The organism is Streptomyces sp. NPDC056231 (genome assembly GCF_048270745.1).
GTDB lineage: Bacteria > Actinomycetota > Actinomycetes > Streptomycetales > Streptomycetaceae > Streptomyces.
Genome location: NZ_JBLVKW010000014.1, coordinates 122,208 through 140,322, shown reverse-complemented (window position 1 = coordinate 140,322; position 18,115 = coordinate 122,208). Strand labels below are relative to the sequence as shown.

The 18,115-nt window shown below is 70.7% G+C and carries 13 protein-coding genes; 5 read left to right on the top strand and 8 right to left on the bottom strand.

The annotated features are described in order from the left end of the window. The first annotated feature begins 176 nt into the window (after positions 1 to 176). Together ACNPQM_RS14630 and ACNPQM_RS14625 are read left to right on the top strand one after the other, a co-directional pair. Positions 177 to 3,062: a glycoside hydrolase family 2 TIM barrel-domain containing protein gene (locus ACNPQM_RS14630; protein WP_418084314.1), complete on the top strand. Its 2,886-nt coding sequence runs from the start codon at positions 177 to 179 to the stop codon at positions 3,060 to 3,062. Positions 3,063 to 3,325: 263 nt separating this feature from the next. Beyond that, the gene (locus tag ACNPQM_RS14625; RefSeq protein WP_418084313.1) at positions 3,326 to 4,261 is read left to right on the top strand and encodes a pseudouridine synthase; all 936 of its coding nucleotides are present in this window, start codon (positions 3,326 to 3,328) and stop codon (positions 4,259 to 4,261) included. A 10-nt stretch (positions 4,262 to 4,271) separates the two neighbouring features. On the opposite strand, the gene ACNPQM_RS14620 is transcribed toward ACNPQM_RS14625, so the two are convergent. From ACNPQM_RS14620 to ACNPQM_RS14605, 4 genes are all read right to left on the bottom strand, one after another. After that, a complete protein-coding gene (locus tag ACNPQM_RS14620) occupies positions 4,272 to 4,901 on the bottom strand; it encodes an MBL fold metallo-hydrolase (protein WP_418084312.1) in 630 nt (209 codons plus the stop codon). Beyond that, positions 4,901 to 5,986, bottom strand: a complete 1,086-nt coding sequence (locus tag ACNPQM_RS14615) for an S-(hydroxymethyl)mycothiol dehydrogenase (RefSeq protein WP_418084311.1) — start codon at positions 5,984 to 5,986, stop codon at positions 4,901 to 4,903. Before ACNPQM_RS14615 ends, ACNPQM_RS14620 begins: the two co-directional genes overlap by 1 nt. Before the next feature lie 168 nt (positions 5,987 to 6,154). Next, a complete protein-coding gene (locus ACNPQM_RS14610) occupies positions 6,155 to 7,798 on the bottom strand; it encodes an amidohydrolase (protein ID WP_418084310.1) in 1,644 nt (547 codons plus the stop codon). Positions 7,799 to 7,856: 58 nt separating this feature from the next. Further along, the gene (locus ACNPQM_RS14605) at positions 7,857 to 9,377 is read right to left on the bottom strand and encodes an APC family permease (protein ID WP_358858082.1); all 1,521 of its coding nucleotides are present in this window, start codon (positions 9,375 to 9,377) and stop codon (positions 7,857 to 7,859) included. A gap of 99 nt (positions 9,378 to 9,476) precedes the next feature. Here ACNPQM_RS14605 and ACNPQM_RS14600 point away from each other — a divergent pair, with 99 nt between their 5' ends. Further along, complete coding sequence (locus ACNPQM_RS14600; protein WP_418084309.1) at positions 9,477 to 10,196, top strand: TetR/AcrR family transcriptional regulator; 720 nt, start codon at positions 9,477 to 9,479, stop codon at positions 10,194 to 10,196. Positions 10,197 to 10,261: 65 nt separating this feature from the next. Here the strand turns inward: ACNPQM_RS14600 and ACNPQM_RS14595 are convergent, their stop codons facing one another. Next, positions 10,262 to 10,963: a FadR/GntR family transcriptional regulator gene (locus ACNPQM_RS14595; protein ID WP_358858084.1), complete on the bottom strand. Its 702-nt coding sequence runs from the start codon at positions 10,961 to 10,963 to the stop codon at positions 10,262 to 10,264. Positions 10,964 to 11,107: 144 nt separating this feature from the next. On the opposite strand from ACNPQM_RS14595, the gene ACNPQM_RS14590 reads away from it, so the two are divergent. Both ACNPQM_RS14590 and ACNPQM_RS14585 read left to right on the top strand, forming a co-directional pair. After that, complete coding sequence (locus tag ACNPQM_RS14590) at positions 11,108 to 11,617, top strand: gluconokinase (protein ID WP_418084308.1); 510 nt, start codon at positions 11,108 to 11,110, stop codon at positions 11,615 to 11,617. An 11-nt stretch (positions 11,618 to 11,628) separates the two neighbouring features. Beyond that, entirely contained in the window at positions 11,629 to 13,026 is a 1,398-nt protein-coding gene (locus ACNPQM_RS14585; protein ID WP_418084307.1) for a GntP family permease, read from the top strand. A 441-nt stretch (positions 13,027 to 13,467) separates the two neighbouring features. Here the strand turns inward: ACNPQM_RS14585 and ACNPQM_RS14580 are convergent, their stop codons facing one another. From ACNPQM_RS14580 to ACNPQM_RS14570, 3 genes are all read right to left on the bottom strand, one after another. Then, entirely contained in the window at positions 13,468 to 15,039 is a 1,572-nt protein-coding gene (locus ACNPQM_RS14580; RefSeq protein WP_358858087.1) for an APC family permease, read from the bottom strand. Between the two features lie 78 nt (positions 15,040 to 15,117). Beyond that, complete coding sequence (locus ACNPQM_RS14575) at positions 15,118 to 16,077, bottom strand: hypothetical protein (protein ID WP_418084306.1); 960 nt, start codon at positions 16,075 to 16,077, stop codon at positions 15,118 to 15,120. 305 nt (positions 16,078 to 16,382) lie between these two features. Further along, on the bottom strand, positions 16,383 to 18,041 hold the full coding sequence (locus tag ACNPQM_RS14570) for an FAD-binding dehydrogenase (RefSeq protein ID WP_358858089.1): 1,659 nt from the start codon (positions 18,039 to 18,041) through the stop codon (positions 16,383 to 16,385). Positions 18,042 to 18,115 lie beyond the last annotated feature (74 nt).

The following is an 18,115-nucleotide window of genomic DNA, read 5'->3' as shown; positions in this document are numbered from 1 at the left end:
TCGGTCTTGGACCGGTCGGCACACGGGGGTGGGAGAAGGAGCGGGGCTGGGTACGTGCAGCTGCAAGGCGGAGGAGCGAGGCAACGCGGAGCGTTGCTGACTGACGACAACACCGCAGATGTGCGCACCCGGCCCCGCGACGCCGCCCCCATGTGCCGACCGGTCTAAGGAGAATCATGAGCCGTACGCGTACGCACCCCCTCCCTTGGTACATGGACGTGTCCCCCGGATCAGGCGGGCTGCCGCCCCGGTCGTGGTACGCGGGGTCGGACGCCGGGCAGATGTCGTTGAACGGGGAGTGGCGGTTCCGGCTCTCACCGACCGCTTCCGCCGAGGACGCCTCGTTCGCGCAGTCCGGGTTCGACGCGTCCGGCTGGGGAACGGTCGCGGTGCCCGGGCACTGGGTGCTGCAGGGAGCCGGCGGAGCTCCCGCGTACACCAACGTCATCTACCCCTTCCCTGTCGATCCGCCGCTCGTGCCGACCGAGAATCCGACCGGGGACCATCTGCTGGCCTTCGATCTGCCGGCCGGGTGGCCGGAGGGCGGCGAGTGTGTGCTGCGGTTCGACGGGGTGGAGTCCGCCGCCAGGGTCTGGCTCAACGGCGAGGAACTGGGGGATTTCAAGGGGTCCCGGCTGCCGCACGAGTTCGCGGTCGGCGGGGTCGTGCGGGCTGAGGGGAACGTACTGGCCGTGCGGGTGCACCAGTGGTCGTCCGGGAGCTATCTGGAGGACCAGGACCAGTGGTGGCTGCCGGGGATCTTCCGGGACGTCACGCTGCTGCACCGGCCGGACGGCGCGCCCCGGGACTTCTTCGTGCACGCCGGCTACGACCACCGCGCCGGGACCGGGACGCTGCGAGTGGAGTGCGACGGCGCCGAGGGGCGGGTCCTGGTGCCCGGGCTGGGGGTCGATATCGCAACGGGCGAGGCGGTGACCGTGCCGGTCGAGCCGTGGACCGCCGAGACGCCCCGGCTCTACGACGGCGAGCTGGTGACGGCCGGTGAGCGGATACCGCTGCGGATCGGATTCCGTACCGTCGCCGTCGAGGACGGGCTCATCAAGGTCAACGGCCGGCGGCTGCTCTTCCGCGGGGTGAACCGGCACGAGTTCCACCCCACGACCGGGCGGACCGTGGACGCGGACACGATGCGGCGCGATCTGGTGCTGATGAAGCGGCACAACATCAATGCCGTACGGACCAGCCACTACCCGCCGCACCCGGCGTTCCTGGATCTCTGCGACGAGCTCGGACTCTGGGTGATCGACGAGTGCGATCTGGAGACACATGGCTTTGTCGACCTGGAGTGGCGCAACAACCCGGTCGACGACGAACAGTGGACCCCGGCACTGCTCGACCGGGCCGCACGCATGGTGGAGCGCGACAAGAACCACCCCTCGGTGATCATCTGGTCGCTCGGCAACGAGTGCGGGTCGGGGCGCGGGCTCACGGCGATGGCCGAGTGGGTCAAGGACCGCGATCCGGACCGGCTGGTGCACTACGAGGGCGATCTCTCCTGCAAGGACGTCGACCTGTACTCGCGGATGTATCCGACCCACGCCGAGGTCGAGTTGATCGGGAAGCGGGCCGAGGACCCGTGGGGCGACCCGGCGCTGGACACCCGGCGGCGCGCGATGCCGTTCATCATGTGCGAGTACGGGCACGCAATGGGCAACGGCCCCGGTGGACTGAGTGAGTACCAGCGGCTCTTCGAGCAGTACGAGCGCTGCCAGGGCGGGTTCGTCTGGGAGTGGATCGACCACGGATTCGCCCACCCCGAGCACGGCTTCGCCTACGGCGGGGACTTCGGCGAGGAGTTGCACGACGGCAACTTCGTCTGCGACGGACTCATCTTCCCGGACCGCACGCCCTCCCCCGGGCTGATCGAGTACAAGAAGGTCATCGAGCCGGTACGGATCGAGGCCGGGGCGTCCGCGGGAACCGTCCGGATCGTCAATGGGTACGACTTCGCGGACCTCGGCCACCTGGAGTTCGTCTGGTCGCACGAAGTGGACGGGGAGCTGCGCGCATCGGGCCCGCTCACCGTGCCCGGCCTGGCGCCCGGAGCCCACGCCGAGGTGGCACTCCCGGAGGGCGGCGAGGGCGTGTGGACCGTGCGGGCGGTGCTCGCCGAGGACGCCGCGTGGGCCGGACGCGGGCATGTGGTGGCCTGGGGGCAGCAGGCGGTCGGGGCGGTGGTGCCGGCTGCGACCGCGGTGGGCTCGCGACCGGAGGCGGCTGACGGGGTGATCATCCTCGGGTGCGGCGTCTTCGACGCGGCGACCGGGGCGTTGGTCCGGCTCGGGGAGGTACCGGTGGAGGCGCCGCGGCTCGATGTGTGGCGGGCGCCCACCGACAACGACAACGGTGCGGCCTGGCAGCCGGACGAGCGGTACGGGCTGCGGTGGCGGGAGTTGGGGCTGCACCGGATGCGTCACCGGATCGACGCCGTGGAGGTGGGCGAGGACTCGCTGACTGTGCGGACACGGGTGGCGCCTGCCGGGGTGGATACGGGGCTGCGTACGGAGTACCGGTGGACCGCCGACGGGGAACGGCTCGGACTCACCGTGTCCGTGACGCCCGAGGGCGAGTGGCTGGTGCCGCTGCCCCGGCTCGGGATCCGGTTCGGGCTGCCTGCCGCGTACGGCAGGGCGCGGTGGTTCGGCGGCGGGCCCGGCGAGGCGTACCCGGACACCCGGGCCGCCTCGATGCTCGGGCGGTGGGAGATGTCCGTCGACGCGATGCAGACCCCGTACGTCCGGCCGCAGGAGAACGGCGCCCGGGCCGATGTCCGCTGGGCGGAGCTGACGGACGACGACGGTGCCGGGGTGCGCGCCGAGAGCGGCGCGCCGTTCTGGTTCTCCGCACGGCGGTGGACGAGCGAGCAACTGGACGCCGCGGGGCACGGGCCGGATCTGGTGCCCGGGGAGACCGTCTGGGTCCACCTGGATCACGCGCTGCAGGGCATCGGGTCGCAGTCGTGCGGGCCTGGGGTGCTGCCGGAGTACCGGCTCGACGCGACCGAGACGGAGTTCTCGTTCGTGTTCTCACCCGTGGGGTGAGGTACGGCTCCTTCCCGGTCCGGTGGCCGCCGGACCGGGAACCGGTGCCGGCCGGTGCAACACGTCTGCGGGGACGAGGTGTTGGGCGCGCAGGCTGTCGCGGACCGGCGCGGCGCACTCGGTCGCTCCGCGCTCCGGGGCGTGCGGTCCGACACCGTCGGTGAGCTGCGCCGACGCTGTGACAGGATGACCGGCATCATGACCACGAGCACCGTCAGCAGCTGCCGCGCCCCGGGCGCCGACGCACCGGCCGGGACCTCGCGATGAGGGGCCGGGCGAAGCCTCCGTCGGCGCCCCTGCCGCAGCGGGACGGGATCGACCCGGTGCGGGTACGGCTCCCTGAGGATCCGGGCGGGGAGTGGGCGACGGTCCGTGACCATCTGCTGGCGCGGTTCGGCGGTGCGATCGGGGCGGACCGGGTGGACGCCATGCTCGCCGAGGGCAGGTTCGTCTCGGTACAGGGGCCCGTGGCGCCTGACGAGCCGTACACGGCGGGCCGTTATCTCTGGTTCCACCGGGACTTCGCGCCCGAGGAACCGGTGCCGTTCCCCGTCGGTGTCGTGTATCGCGACGCGCATCTCGTCGTCGCCGACAAGCCGCACTTCCTCGCCACGACACCGCGCGGCCGGCACATCACCGAGACAGCGGTGGCCCGGCTCCGCCGTGAACTGGATCTGCCGTCGTTGCAGCCCGCGCACCGGCTGGACCGGCTGACGGCGGGCCTGGTGCTCTTCGTCGTACGGCCCGAGGACCGGGGCGCGTACCAGACGCTGTTCCGCGACAAGCGGGTGCGCAAGGAGTACGAGGCGGTGGCACCGTACGACCCGGCGCAGACCTTCCCGCGCACCGTACGCAGCCGCATCGTCAAGGAGCGCGGGGGGATCGCGGCCCGGGAGGAGCCGGGCGAGGCGAACAGCGAGAGCTGGATCGAGCTGCTGGAGCACCGGGCGGGGCTGGGCCGCTACCGGTTGCTGCCCGCCACCGGGCGCACTCACCAGCTCCGGGTTCATATGAACAGTCTGGGCCTGCCGCTCGTCCATGATCCGGTCTATCCGGTGGTCGAACCGGAGGGGGCGGCGGACGACTGGACGCGTCCGCTGCAGCTCCTTGCCCGGGTGCTGGAATTCACCGATCCGGTCACGGGCGTGCCGCGCCGCTTCGAGAGCGGGCTGCGGCTCTCCGCGTGGCCGGACCGGTGATCCCCTGCTGTCAGTGACCGCGGGCGATCCACTCGTCGAGGTGCGGCGCCTCGGCGCCGATCGTGGTGGAGTCGCCGTGTCCGGTACGGACGGTGGTGTCCGCCGGCAGTGCGAGCAGCCGGTCCCTGATCGACGCGACGATCGTCGGGAAGTGCGAGAACGACCGCCCGGTGGCACCGGGCCCGCCCTGGAAGAGCGTGTCCCCGGTGAAGACGGTGGACAGCGCGGGGGCGTACAGGCAGACCGCGCCCGGGGCATGACCGGGCGTGTGCAGGACCTGGAGTGTGGTCCCGGCGATCTGCAGCTCCTGGCCCTCAGCCAGTTCGGCGTCGGGCGTGCGGTCCGGGTGGGTCTGCTTCCACAGCGGCAGGTCGTCGGGGTGCAGCAGGATCGGCGCACCCGTGGCGTCGGCGAGGGCCGGGGCCGCGTCGATGTGGTCGTTGTGGGCGTGCGTGCAGACGATGGCGCGCAGCGTGCGGCCGCCGAGCGCGTCCTCGATGGCGACCGGATCATGGGCGGCGTCGATGACGATCGCCTCGGTGTCGTCGCCGATGATCCAGACGTTGTTGTCGACGTCCCACTCGCCGCCGTCGAGGGCGAAGGTGCCGGAGGTGACGAGGTGGTCGATGCGGGCCGTCATCAGAACACCACCACCGAGCGCAGCACGTCGCCCTCGTGCATCCGGGTGAATGCCTGCTCGACCTCGCCGAGCCCGATGGTCTCCGTGACGAACGCACCGAGGTCGATCCGGCCCTGCTGGTGCAGGTCGATGAGCATCGGGAAGTCGCGCGAGGGCAGGCAGTCGCCGTACCAGGACGACTTGAGTGAGCCGCCGCGGCCGAACACGTCGAGCAGCGGCAGTTCGAGCTGCATCTCCGGGGTTGGGACGCCGACCAGGACGACCGTGCCGGCGAGGTCGCGGGCGTAGAACGCCTGCTTGTACGTCTCCGGGCGGCCGACGGCCTCGATGACGACATCGGCGCCGTTGCCACCGGTCAGGGCGCGGATCGCCTCGACCGGGTCGGCGGTACGGGAGTTGACGGTGTGCGTGGCACCCATCTTCTTCGCCGTCTCCAGCTTGCGGTCGTCGATGTCCACCGCGATGATCCTCGCGGCGCCGGCCAGCCGGGCGCCCATGACGGCCGCGTCGCCGACGCCGCCGCAGCCGATGACGGCGACCGAGTCGCCACGGCCGACCTCGCCGGTGTTGATCGCGGCCCCGATGCCCGCCATGACGCCGCAGCCGAGCAGCCCGGCGGCGGCCGGGGAGACCTCGGGGTCGACCTTGGTGCACTGGCCCGCGGCGACCAGGGTCTTCTCCGCGAACGCTCCGATGCCGAGCGCGGGCGACAGCTCGGTGCCGTCCAGCAGCGTCATCTTCTGCTTGGCGTTGTGCGTGTTGAAGCAGTACCAGGGGCGGCCGCGCCGACACGCCCGGCACTGCCCGCAGACCGCACGCCAGTTGAGGACGACGAAGTCGCCGGGCTCGACGTCCGTGACCCCCTCGCCGACGGACTCCACGATGCCCGCGGCCTCGTGGCCGAGCAGGAACGGGAAGTCGTCGTTGATGCCGCCCTGCTTGTAGTGCAGGTCGGTGTGGCAGACGCCACACGTCTGGATCTTCACCACGGCCTCACCGGGACCGGGGTCCGGGATCACGATCGTCTCGACCCGTACCGGCTCGTTCTTTCCCGGTGCGATGACCCCTTGCACCTGCTGCGCCATACCGTGGTCTCCCTTGTCGTGACGGTCCCGGCTTTTCTGATGTTCGACCGATATTCGAAGATCGAACACGAACAACCGTACGCGGTCGTGGGTGTCCCGGCAGCGGCGGCACGGTGGTGCGCGGGAGGCGGCCCCCGGCGGAGGCTCCGGGGGCCGCCTCCCGGCGGGTCAGGCCTCCGTGTCGTGGACCCGGCGCCCTCCGACGTACGTCTGGAGGACGCGGGTGGCGCCGATCTCCTCGGGCGGGCCCGCGTACGGGTCGCGGTCGAGGACCACCATGTCGGCGAGGGTCCCGGCACGCAGCGAGCCGGTGTCGTCCAGGTGGTTCACATAGGCCGAACCTGCTGTGTACGCGGCGATGGCGGCCGTGAGTCCGATGCGCTCCCCCGGCAGGAAGACCGGCCCCTCGCCGTCCGGTGCGATCCGGTTGACCGCGGTGTGGATGCCGTGCAGCGGGTCGGCACTGCTGACCGGCCAGTCGCTGCCGGCCGCGACGGTCGCGCCGGAGCGGAGCAGTGCGCCGAACGGATACTGCAGCGCGGCCCGTTCATCGCCCAGGAAGGGGATGGTCAGCTCGTCCATCTGCGGTTCGTGGGCGGCCCAGAGCGGCTGGATGTTGGCGGTGGCGCCGAGCTCCCGGAACCGGGCGATGTCGTCGGGGTGGACGATCTGGAGGTGGGCGAGGTGGGGGCGGGTGTCGGTACGGCCGTTGGCGGCACGGGCGGCCTCGACGGCGTCGAGTGCCTCGCGCACGGCGCGGTCGCCGAGGGCGTGGAAGTGCGTCTGGAAGCCGAGTGCGTCCAGTTCGGTTACATACCGGCGCAGTTCGACGGGGTCGACGAAGCTGGTGCCGCTGTTGGCGGTGGCGCAGCCGCAGGCGTCGAGGTACGGGGTGAGCAGGGCGGCGGTGCCGGTTTCGGCGACCCCGTCCTGCATGATCTTCACCGAACCGGCGCGGAACCGTCCGAAGGTCAGCTCCTTCCGCCTGGCGACGAGTTCGGGGATCTGCTCGGCGCCGCGTTCGCGGTCCCACCACAGGGCGCCGACGACCCGGGCAGTGAGCGAGCCGTCCCGGGCGGCGGTCAGATAGGCGTCGGACACGTCGTCCATCGAACCGTAGGCACCGACGATGGCGTCCTGCCACGCGGTGATCCCGTACGAGTGGAGCAGGCGCTGGGCACGGAGCAGGCCGGCGAGCCGGTCGGCAGGGGTGGAGTGCGGGGTGTGGCGGGCAACCAGGTCCATGGCGCCCTCCTGGAGGAGTCCGGTGGGCTCGCCCCGGTCGTCGCGCTCGATGCGGCCGTCGGCGGGGTCCGGGGTGTCCCGGGTGACGCCGGCGAGCGTCAGGGCGCGGGTGTTGGCCCAGGCGCCGTGGTGGTCGCGGTTGACCAGGAAGACGGGCCGGTCGGGTACGACGGTGTCGAGCTGGTCCCTGGTCGGGCTGCCGCCGTCGAAGGCCTCCATGGACCAGCCGCCGCCGGTGATCCACTCCTGGTCGGGGTGGCTGTCGGCGTACGCCCGCACGGCGGCGAGCGTGTCCGTCGCCGTACGGGTGTCGGTGAGGTTGCACTGGGCGAGCTCGAGACCGGCCGAGACGGGGTGGACGTGCGCGTCCTGGAAGCCGGGGACGAGCAGCCGGCCGGCGAGGTCGACGACTTCGGTTCCGGGGCCGATCAGTTCGCGCACCTCGTCGTGGCCGACGGCGGTGATGCGGTCGCCGGTGACGGCGACGGTGGTGGCGCGGCTGCGCGCGGCGTCCATGGTGAGGACCGGGCCGCCGGTGAGGACGAGATCGGCGGGGGCGTGGTGCATGGGTTGTTCCGTTTCGGTGAGGGCCGTGCGGGGCGCGAGAGTGGCAGGAGTACGGGGGTCAGGCCATTTCGACGACTGCCGGTTCGACGACTGCCGGTTCGGTGGCCGCGAGGGAGCGGCCGGTGGTGAAGTATGGGGACTTCCTTACCCACTTGGCCCAGGCCGCCGCACCCACACCGGTCAGCAGCATGACCGCCGGGCAGAACAGCATGAACCAGCCGTTGTCCGGGTTGATCTCGAAGTGGTCGGCGGAGGTGTAGAAGGTCCAGCAGAGGTAGCCGCCGAGGCCGAGCAGCGCGACGGCACTGAGCACCGGGATCACCACGGCCCGCAGGGCCTCGGTCCAGCTCTCGCGCAGCGCCCCGCGGAAGCGCGCGGCAGCAGCCAGTGCGGTGAGCGCGTAGTACAGCGAGACGACGACACCGATCGCGTTGACGGAGGCCAGGATGAGGTCGCCGACCTTCGGAATGACCAGGGACAGGACGGCGACGGCGGCGGCGATGCAGCCGATCGCGATGGTTCCGGCCACCGGCGTGCCGTACCGCGGGCTGACCTTGGTCCAGACCGGTCCGAGGGTGCGGTCCCGGCTCATCGCGAACATGCCGCGCACCGTGGGAATCACGCCGGACTGGAGCGAGGCGATGGCGGAGAAGGTGAGGGCGATCAACGGGAGTGCGGCGAGCGGCTGGGCGGCGAGCCGGTCGCCGAAGTAGGTGAGTCCCTGGGCACCGTGTCCGGTCAGCTCGTCCAGCGAGAGGACACGCTGGAAGGCGAAGGAGCCGAGGAGGAAGAGGCCAAGCATGGTGACCAGAGTGATGAGTCCGGCCCTGGAGGCATCCTGCGGGTCGCGGACCTCCTCGTTGACACTGAACGACGACTCGAACCCCCAGTAGCAGAAGACCGAGAGAAGAAGCCCCTGGGCGAGCTGCTGTCCGGAGGGGATGGTGAACGGGTTGATCCAGTCCAGGCTGAACGGGTGCGATCCGACGGCCAGTCCGTATCCGCAGAACCCGAGCAGCACGGCGTACTCGAAGACGAGGAGGTACTTCTGCAGGTTGGCAGCGGACCTGGTGCCGATGATCGCGGTGACGGTGACGGCGATGAGGACGACGATGCCGAGGACGGTCGACTGGGCGGTGGAGCCCGGGTCGAGGCGGAGCCCGGCGAGCCGGTGCAGCCCGCCCTCGCTTGCGAGTTGGAGCAGTGCGGAGCCGGTGACGGTCGTGGTGTACGAGAGGAAGACGACCGTGGAGACGATGCCGATCCAGCCGACGAGGAAGCCGAGCCAGGGGCTCAGTGAGCGGCCGACCCAGACATAGCCGCTGCCCATGTTGGGCTCGACCCGATTGAGCCGGGAGTAGGCGCCCGCAATGCCGAGGATGGGCAGGAACCCCAGCAGCATGATGATCGGCAGGTGCAGGCCGACGGCGCCGGCGGTGACGCCCAGGCCGATGCCGATGCTGGTGGTCGCGGCGGTGGAGGAGGCGGCGATGGCGATTCCGTCGACGACGCCGAGGCTCTTCTTGAGGGTCGAGGCGGCTGGTGGGTCGCTGCCGTAGGGGGTGGGTGAGACCGTCAAGGTGACTCCTTCGCCGAGGGGCGCTTTTCGGCCCCGCTGGCGGAACATCGAACGCCTCGGGGGTTTCGCGCGTCAACACCGTTGTCATAAGGTGCCCGCATGAGCGCGAGCGAGCGGGTGGTGCCGGAGAGCGCACGGCGCCGCAGGCGTCCCACCAAACAGGGCACGGTGCTGTCGGAGCAGCTGATCATCGAGACGGCGCTGCGGCTGATCGGCGAGCACGGGGCGGCGGCGCTCACCGTGCGCCGGCTGGGCGCGGCGCTGGGCTGCGACCCGAGTGCGGTCTACCGGTACTTCCGGGACACGGACGAGCTGCTGCTGGCGGTGGCCGACGAGCTGATCGGCCACACCCTGCGCGACTGGCGGGCCACCGGGGACTGGCGGGCCGACCTGCGCGACCTGGGGCTTCGCATGCACGCCAACTGCCTGGCGCATCCACAGGCGGCGATGCTGACGTGTGCGCGGGTCACCGGCCGTACGCATGAGATCCAGGCCGTGGAGGCCATCCTCGGGCTCCTGCGCGGGGCGGGATTCCCGGACGGGGAGGCGGCGCGGATCTACCACGTGTTCGTGGACCTGACGCTGTCGTTCGCCGCCATGGACGCGTCGACGCTGGTGCTGTCGGAACGGGCCCGCACACTGGAGGTCGAGGCCTGGCAGGAGACGTACGCACGACTGCCGGCCGCCGAGCATCCGAACATCGCGGCGATCGCCCCGGTCCTGGTGGCGGAGATGAGCCGGAGCGGGTATACGGCGGCGCTGGAGATGGTGCTCGCGTCAGCCGCCGGCCGGCTGCAGCATGTGAAGTCCGGGCACTGACCGACGCGTCCGGGCCCCGGCCCGCGGCTCCGGGGCGGGTCCCCGAACGGCGCGTGCCCGCGGTCTCAGGGGGCGAGCACGTCCAGTTCGTGCAGGGCGCCCACCGCGATCTCCTTCGTCAGCCGCTCCGCCTCCGCGACGTCGCCCTCCCGCACCGCTTCCGCGAGCCGTACGTGGAGCGTGACCGCCGCCGGGTCCGGATCCTCGAACATCACCTGGTGATGGGTGCGTCCCGCCAGCACCTCCGCGACGACGTCCCCGAGCCGCGCGAACATCTCGTTGCCGGAGGCGTTGAGCACGATCCGGTGGAACGCGATGTCGTGCTCCAGGTATCCCTCCAGCTGCTGGCCGCGTGAGGTCGCGACCATGCCGAGTGCGCACTCGGTGAGGGCGGCGCACTGCTCCGGCGTGGCGTGCCGGGCGGCGAGCCCGGCCGCGACCGGTTCGATCGCCGAGCGCAGGACGGTCAAGGAGCGCAGCTGGCGCGGCCGGTCGGTGCCGGCCAGTCGCCACCGGATGACCTGCGGATCGTAGACGTTCCACGCCTCGGTCGGCTGTACGGTCACGCCGACCCGGCGCCGGGACTCGACCAGGTGCATGGATTCGAGGACCCGGATCACCTCGCGGACCACCGTGCGCGAGACGTCGAAGCGCTGGGCCAGCTCGTCGGTGCGCAGCACCCGGCCCGGCGGACATTCCCCCGCGGCGATCTCCAGACCCAGGGTGTCCAGCACGTGTGTATGCAGCCCGGGGCCCTGTGTGGTCATGAGCAAAGCCTACGGGGCACCCTCCTCGAACAAAAAGTACGACTTTTACGTCACAGAATCTTGAATAAGTCGTACGTATAGGTTTCAGTAGCGCGACGGACCGGTGTCGAGGACGACATCGACGGAGACAGCGAGGCACCACCAATGAGCACCCCCCACGTAGTCGTGGTGATGGGCGTGGCAGGGACCGGCAAGACCACGATCGGCCCCCTGCTCGCCGCCGAACTCGGCGTTCCGTACGCCGAGGGCGACGACTTCCATCCCGCGGCGAACATCGCCAAGATGTCGGCCGGCACCCCACTGGACGACTCCGACCGGTGGCCCTGGCTCGATGCGATCGGGCAGTGGGCTCACGACCGGGCCGGGCTCGGCGGCGTCGTCAGCAGCTCGGCGCTCAAGCGGGTCTACCGCGACCGGCTGCGCGCCGAGGCCCCCGGTGCCGTCTTCCTCCACCTGACCGGCGACCGGGCCCTCATCCAGGAGCGCATGGCGGACCGCAAGGGCCACTTCATGCCGACCGCGCTGCTCGACTCGCAGTTCGCCACCCTGCAGCCGCTGCAGGAGGACGAGGCCGGTGTCTCCGTCGATGTGTCCGGCACCCCCGAAGAAATCACCCAGCGAGCCGTCGCCGCGCTGCGCCGGCTCGAAGACTAAGGATCCCCACCGTGACCAGTCTCAGCGTCGAGATGTTGGCAGCGGACGCCGTCGAACCGATCACTTCGGCAGGCAACGCACAGTTGGGCATTGCCGTCCTGGCCGGCATCGCCGTCATCGTTCTGCTGATCACCAAGTTCAAGTTGCACGCGTTCCTCGCGCTGACCATCGGCTCGCTGGCCCTCGGCTCCTTCGCCGGCGCCGCGCCAGCCAAGACGATCGCCAGCTTCACCACCGGTCTCGGCTCGACCGTCGCAGGCGTCGGTGTCCTGATCGCGCTCGGCGCCATCCTGGGCAAGCTGCTCGCCGACTCCGGCGGCGCCGACCAGATCGTCGACACGATTCTCGCGAAGGCGGGCGGGCGCGCCATGCCGTGGGCGATGGTCCTCATCGCCTCGATCATCGGCCTGCCGCTCTTCTTCGAGGTCGGCATCGTGCTGCTGATCCCGGTCGTGCTGCTTGTCGCCAAGCGCGGCAACTACTCCCTGATGCGGATCGGTATCCCGGCGCTGGCCGGTCTCTCCGTGATGCACGGGCTGATCCCCCCGCACCCCGGCCCGTTGGTGGCGATCGACGCCCTCGGCGCCAACCTCGGTGTCACGCTGGCGCTCGGTGTCCTGGTCGCCATCCCGACCGTGATCATCGCCGGCCCCGTCTTCTCCCGTTACGCCGCGCGCTGGGTGGACATCAAGGCGCCCGAGAAGATGATCCCGCAGCGTCCGTCGGAGGACCTGGAGCGTCGCCCCAGCTTCGGCGCCACGCTGGCGACCATCCTGCTGCCCGTCGTGCTGATGCTGGCCAAGGCCCTCGTCGACATCGTCGTGGACAACCCGGACAACCACGTCCAGCGGGTCACCGATGTGATCGGCTCGCCGCTGATCGCGCTCCTCGCGGCCGTCATAGTCGGAATGTTCACGCTGGGCCGGGCAGCCGGATTCAGCAAGGGCCGGCTCTCCGTCACCGTCGAGAAGTCCCTCGCTCCGATCGCGGGCGTGCTGCTGATCGTCGGTGCGGGCGGTGGCTTCAAGCAGACCCTCATCGATGCCGGTGTGGGCCAGATGATCCTGGACTTCTCCAAGGACTGGTCGATCCCGGCGCTGCTGCTGGGCTGGCTGATCGCCGTCGCGATCCGGCTCGCGACCGGCTCGGCGACCGTGGCCACGATCTCGGCGGCCGGTCTGGTCGCCCCGCTCGCCGCCGACATGTCGACGTCGCACGCTGCGCTGCTGGTCCTCGCCGTCGGTGCGGGATCGCTCTTCTTCAGCCACGTCAACGACGCCGGTTTCTGGCTGGTGAAGGAGTACTTCGGGATGAGCGTCGGCCAGACGGTGAAGACCTGGTCGGTGATGGAGACCATCATCTCCGTGGTCTCGCTCGCCTTCATCCTGCTGCTGTCGCTGGTCCTCTAGGGCAGGTCCGGCGAGTCGCCCGGCGACTCGCCGGACCGTCCTTCCGGCCTCTCGGCGGATTCCCCCACAGCGGGTGTCCGGCCCGAGCCCGATGCCGCTCGACCGACCCGGCGCGCTTACCACGGCGTGCCTCCGGGTGCGCCTGCGGCATCGGGAGGGCGACGGTTCACCCGCCCGTTCGAGCACCCGCGGCCGCATGTCACCAGGGCCGCGGGTGTCGTCACACCTCCGCAGGGCGACGGGCCTCAGAGCCTGTCGGGTGACCTCTGATCGGATAGCGGACGCGGTCTGGTGCGTGCGATTCCAAGGCGGAGGAGGGAGTCAACGCGAAGGGGGTTCCCCCATGCCTTCAAGGCTATGGGGGAGTTGGTGACTGACGACAACGCGGGAAGCGTGCGTGCCAGGGCGTGGCCGCCCGGTCGGAGGTCACCCGACAGGCTCTCAGTGGTGGACCGCGCCGCTTTCCGCCGCCTTCTCCAACTGGAACGCCTCGTTGCCCAGGCCGATCCTGGCGTGCACCGCCGGCTTCGTCGAGCGCAGCACCACCCCGTACACCAGGCCGATGACGAGCGCGGCGACGACGACTCCGGGCAGCAGCCAGTTGAGCACCGAGCCTGGACCGGATCCGACGAGTACGTCGAAGTCCCGGACCGTGAAGACGGCAATGGCCACCAGCGCCGCACCGGCCAGACCGGAGGCGACCAGCCGCCACAACTGCGCCCGGCCGGCGCCGCGCTTGACGAAGAAGGCGATCACGGCGAAGGAGGCGGCGGCCATCAGCACGATGACGCCGAGCGCGCCGACGTTGCCCATCCAGGTGAACAGGTGCAGCACCGGGGCGGTCGGGTCGCCGACCGGCTTGTCGTCCGTGAACGCAAAGGCCAGCACGATGACCAGGGAGACGACGGACTGGAGCAGCGAGCCGGTGGCCGGGGCGCCGCTGGACTTGTTGGTCCGGCCGAACGCCGCGGGCAGCAGGTTCTCCCGGCCCATCGCGAACGCGTACCGGGCGACGACGTTGTGGAAGCTGAGCAGCGCCGCGAACATGCCGGTGACGAAGAGGACGTGCAGCACGTCGGTGAAGGTGGTGCCGAGCCGGTCCTCGGTGAGACCGAACAGCATCCCGGGGCCCTCCTTCAGCGAGGTGTCGGCGATGAAGCCGGGGCCCGCGGCGACAGTCAGCGCCCAGGAGCCGATCGCGAGGAACAGGGCGGCGTAACCGACGGCGAGGAACATCACCCGGGAGACGACGATCTGCGGGCGGCTGGTCTCCTCTGCGTACACCGGCGCCTGTTCGAACCCGACGAACGCGGCGATGCAGAAGCAGAGCGCGGTGCCGAGTCCGGCGCCGGTGAGGGTGTCCGGGTTGAAGGCGTGCAGCGACAGACCCTCCGGTCCCGGCTTGGAGACGGCGGCGATGTCGAAGATCACGACGAGGGCGCACTCGACGACCAGCAGGACGCCGAGGACCTTGGCGTTGAGGTCGATCTTCAGCCAGCCGAGCACACCGACGATCACAACGGCGACAACTGCCGGAATCCACCAGGCGAGTTCGATCTCCAGATAGGTGGAGAACAGGCCGGAGACCTCGAAGCCGAGGATGCCGTAGATACCGACCTGCATGGCGCTGTACGCGACCAGTGCGACAAGTGACGCACCGGCGCCCGCGGTCGGGCCGAGCCCTCGGGCGATGTACGCGTAGAAGGCACCGGCGTTGTGGACGTGCCGGCTCATCTCCGCGTAACCGACGCTGAACAGCATCAGGACGATGCCGAGGATGACGTACAGCAGCGGCTGGCCGACGATGCCCATCACGCCGAAGACGGTGGGCATCACCCCGGCGACGACCATCAGAGGGGCGCTGGCGGCGAGGACCGAGAGAAGCAGTCCCGGAGTGCCGAGCCGGTCCGCCCGCAGGGCCCGCTCCTCACCCTTGTAGGTGCTGATACCGCCCGTGCCGCTCGTCACCGCGGTGGTGCCGGTCTCGCTCGTTCTTGAACTGCCCGTCGACATGGCGGGGGTGGTCCCTTCGTTGAGGAGAAATGCGGGGAGGTGCACAAAGGGGGGTGGCGCGGCCGCGGCGGTGGGCGGTCACGGGATTCCGAGTGCGGCGCCGCGTGCCGCGAGGAAGGTCCGGTACGGGTCCCGGCCGGAGTACGACCAGGGTGCCGGCGTGGCATGGTGGCCGATGCGCTGGAAGAGGGCGGCGGCCTCCGCGGACCGGCCCTCGCACACCTTTGCGTGGGCCAGGAAGTTGAGGTCGGCACGGTTGCGCGGATGGTCCTCACGCTCCCACTCCAGCCACCAGTCGAAGGCGGCCTTCATCACCTGCCGGGCCCGCCGCCCGGACCAGTGCCCGCAGCCCACCGGGTCGTCGGACTCGCTGCCTGCGGCGACCAGGACGCGGTAACGCTCGGCGTGCGCGACGACCGGGAGGACGGCGAGCGGCGAGTCGGCGGGGGCCCGTTCGGCGGCCCAGGCGGCGAAGTCGTACACCTCGTGCAGCGGGTCCTGGCCGCTGTCGGAATGGTTCTCGGCGAGCAGGGCCGTCATCAGATGGTGCGCGTGGTGGTGCTCGGGGTGGCGCAGGCGCACTTCGTCGAAGTGCTTCCCCGCCTCCTCCTGGGCGCCGTGGCCACGGGCCAGCATCAGCTGGCCCAGCCACGGCGTGGGATCGTCGGGGGCCAGCCCGGCGGCACGCAGACAGGCCTCGCGGGCCGCTTCGGGGGTGTCCTTGCCGTGCAGGGCGCGGACCACGGTGGCCAAGGCCAGCAGGGTCGCGGCATCGGCGCTCTCGGGTTCGGCGAGCAGCCAGTCCTGGGCCCATCCGGCGGCGGACGGGGTCTCGGCGAGAGAGACGACGCGGTGGCCACGGCGGTCCCAGTCATGGCCGGTTGCGACCAGCAGGGATCGGGCCCTGGTCCACCGCCCCTGGGTGAACTGTCCTCTTACGTCGATGAGTTCGGTGTCGTCGAGAGCCCCGTCGAAGGGATGGCCGGAGCGCCCGCCCCGTCTTCGGGAGCGGCCCAGGTGAGGCGGGGGCGGCGACACCGCTGGCTTCCTTTACGGCACGAGTACGAGCACGGTACGGGCCTGGCGCAAACACGTACGAGGTGGGTGCAGATTCGGACGCGCCACAGCAAAGCGGTATGCGGGGCTCCACGTCAAGAGTCGAATCGATCAACTACGCCCATTCTCAGCTTGGTTGGCCCGGAACCCAGACTTTCCACCCGCTCCGTCGGGAGGTGCCGGGGCACCTGAGACGTTCACCATGCCTCGCTCCCTCCTCCGCCATGCGGCTGCACGCACCACGTCGACACCAGTCGCTCCCCGATCCGGCCGGATGCGGACACCCCTCAGGCGCCGACCGCCTCTGCCGCGGCGCGGCCCGCCACCCGCCCGGAGAAGATGCAGCCGCCGAGGAACGTCCCTTCGAGCGAGCGGTAGCCGTGCACCCCTCCGCCGCCGAATCCGGCCGCCTCCCCCGCCGCGTACACACCGGCGAGCGGCGTGCCGTCCTCGGTCAGCACCCGCGACGAGAGGTCCGTCTCCAGTCCGCCGAGCGACTTGCGGGTGAGAATGTTCAGCCGCACGGCGATCAGCGGGCCGGCCTTCGGGTCGAGGATGCGGTGCGGTGCCGCCGTACGGATCAGCCTGTCGCCCAGATAGGCGCGGGCCCCGCGGACCGCCGTGATCTGGAGATCCTTGGTGAACGGGTTGGCGATCTCGCGGTCCCGGGCGGTGATCTCGCGGCGCAGTGCGTCCGCGTCGATCAGCTGCTCGCCGGTGAGCGCGTTCATGCCGCGGACCAGCGCGTCGAGGTCCTTCTCGACGACAAAGTCCACGCCATTGTCCATGAACGCCTTGACCGGGCCCGGCACGTCGGCGCGCGCCCGGCCGATCACGTCACGGACCGACTTCCCGGTCAGGTCGGGGTTCTGCTCGGAGCCGGAGAGCGCGAACTCCTTCCCGATGATCTTCTGGTCGAGAACGAACCAGGTGTAGTCGTGGCCGGACTTCATGATGTGCTCGAGGGTGCCGAGCGTGTCGAAGCCGGGGAAAAGCGGGACCGGCAGCCGCTTGCCGCGGGCGTCCAGCCAGAGCGAGGAGGGGCCCGGCAGGATCCGGATGGCGTGCTTGGCCCAGATCGGGTTCCAGTTCTCGATGCCCTCGGTGTAGTGCCACATCCGGTCGCGGTTGATGTGGTGGGCGCCCGCCTCCTCGGTGATCCCGAGCATCAGCCCGTCGACATGGGCGGGCACCCCGGAGAGCATCTTCGCGGGCGGGGTGCCGAGCCGCTCGGGCCACTGGGCGCGGACGAGGTCATGGTTGCCGCCGATGCCGCCGGAGGTGACGATCACCGCCTGTGCCTTCAGCTCGAAGGTGCCGGTCGCCTCGCGGCTGCTCGCCGTACCGCGCTCGGCGCCGCTCGGTTCGAGGACTTCGCCGGTCACGGTGTCGACAGCGCCCGCGGTGCGGCCGAGACCGGTGACCCGGTGGCGGAACCTCAGCCGGACAAGCCCCCTGGTGACGCCCTCGCGGACCCGGCGTTCGAACGGAGCGACGACGCCGGGGCCGGTGCCCCAGGTGATGTGGAAACGGGGTACCGAGTTGCCGTGGCCGGTCGCGCCGTAACCGCCGCGTTCGGCCCAGCCGACAACGGGGAAGATCCGCAGCCCCTGGGCGTGCAGCCAGGACCGCTTCTCCCCGGCCGCGAAATCGACGTACGCCTCGGCCCACTTCCGTGGCCAGTGGTCCTCCTTGCGGTCGAACCCCGCCGTGCCGAGCCAGTCCTGAAGGGCCAACTCCTGGCTGTCCTTGATCCGCATGCGGCGCTGCTCGGGGGAGTCGACGAGGAAGAGACCGCCGAAGGACCAGTGCGCCTGACCGCCGATCGACTGCTCGGGCTCCTGGTCGAGCAGGATCACCGTGCGGCCCGCGTCGACGAGCTCGGCGGTGGCCACGAGACCCGCGAGTCCTGCCCCGATCACGATCACATCAGCGTCGTACGCCATGGGTTCCATCCTTGTCGGGGCGGGCCGGAGCGAACCGGAAGTTACTCGTGCGTCAGATCTTGGGCACCGGCCGG

Bases quoted from the DNA above. Each gene is read 5' to 3' on its own strand.
- ACNPQM_RS14630 (WP_418084314.1), top strand. From the start codon at position 177: ATGAGCCGTACGCGTACGCACCCCCTCCCTTGGTACATGGACGTGTCC.
- ACNPQM_RS14625 (WP_418084313.1), top strand. From the start codon at position 3,326: ATGAGGGGCCGGGCGAAGCCTCCGTCGGCGCCCCTGCCGCAGCGGGAC.
- ACNPQM_RS14620 (WP_418084312.1), bottom strand. From the start codon at position 4,901: ATGACGGCCCGCATCGACCACCTCGTCACCTCCGGCACCTTCGCCCTC.
- ACNPQM_RS14615 (WP_418084311.1), bottom strand. From the start codon at position 5,986: ATGGCGCAGCAGGTGCAAGGGGTCATCGCACCGGGAAAGAACGAGCCG.
- ACNPQM_RS14610 (WP_418084310.1), bottom strand. From the start codon at position 7,798: ATGCACCACGCCCCCGCCGATCTCGTCCTCACCGGCGGCCCGGTCCTC.
- ACNPQM_RS14600 (WP_418084309.1), top strand. From the start codon at position 9,477: ATGAGCGCGAGCGAGCGGGTGGTGCCGGAGAGCGCACGGCGCCGCAGG.
- ACNPQM_RS14595 (WP_358858084.1), bottom strand. From the start codon at position 10,963: ATGACCACACAGGGCCCCGGGCTGCATACACACGTGCTGGACACCCTG.
- ACNPQM_RS14590 (WP_418084308.1), top strand. From the start codon at position 11,108: ATGAGCACCCCCCACGTAGTCGTGGTGATGGGCGTGGCAGGGACCGGC.
- ACNPQM_RS14580 (WP_358858087.1), bottom strand. From the start codon at position 15,039: ATGTCGACGGGCAGTTCAAGAACGAGCGAGACCGGCACCACCGCGGTG.
- ACNPQM_RS14570 (WP_358858089.1), bottom strand. From the start codon at position 18,041: ATGGCGTACGACGCTGATGTGATCGTGATCGGGGCAGGACTCGCGGGT.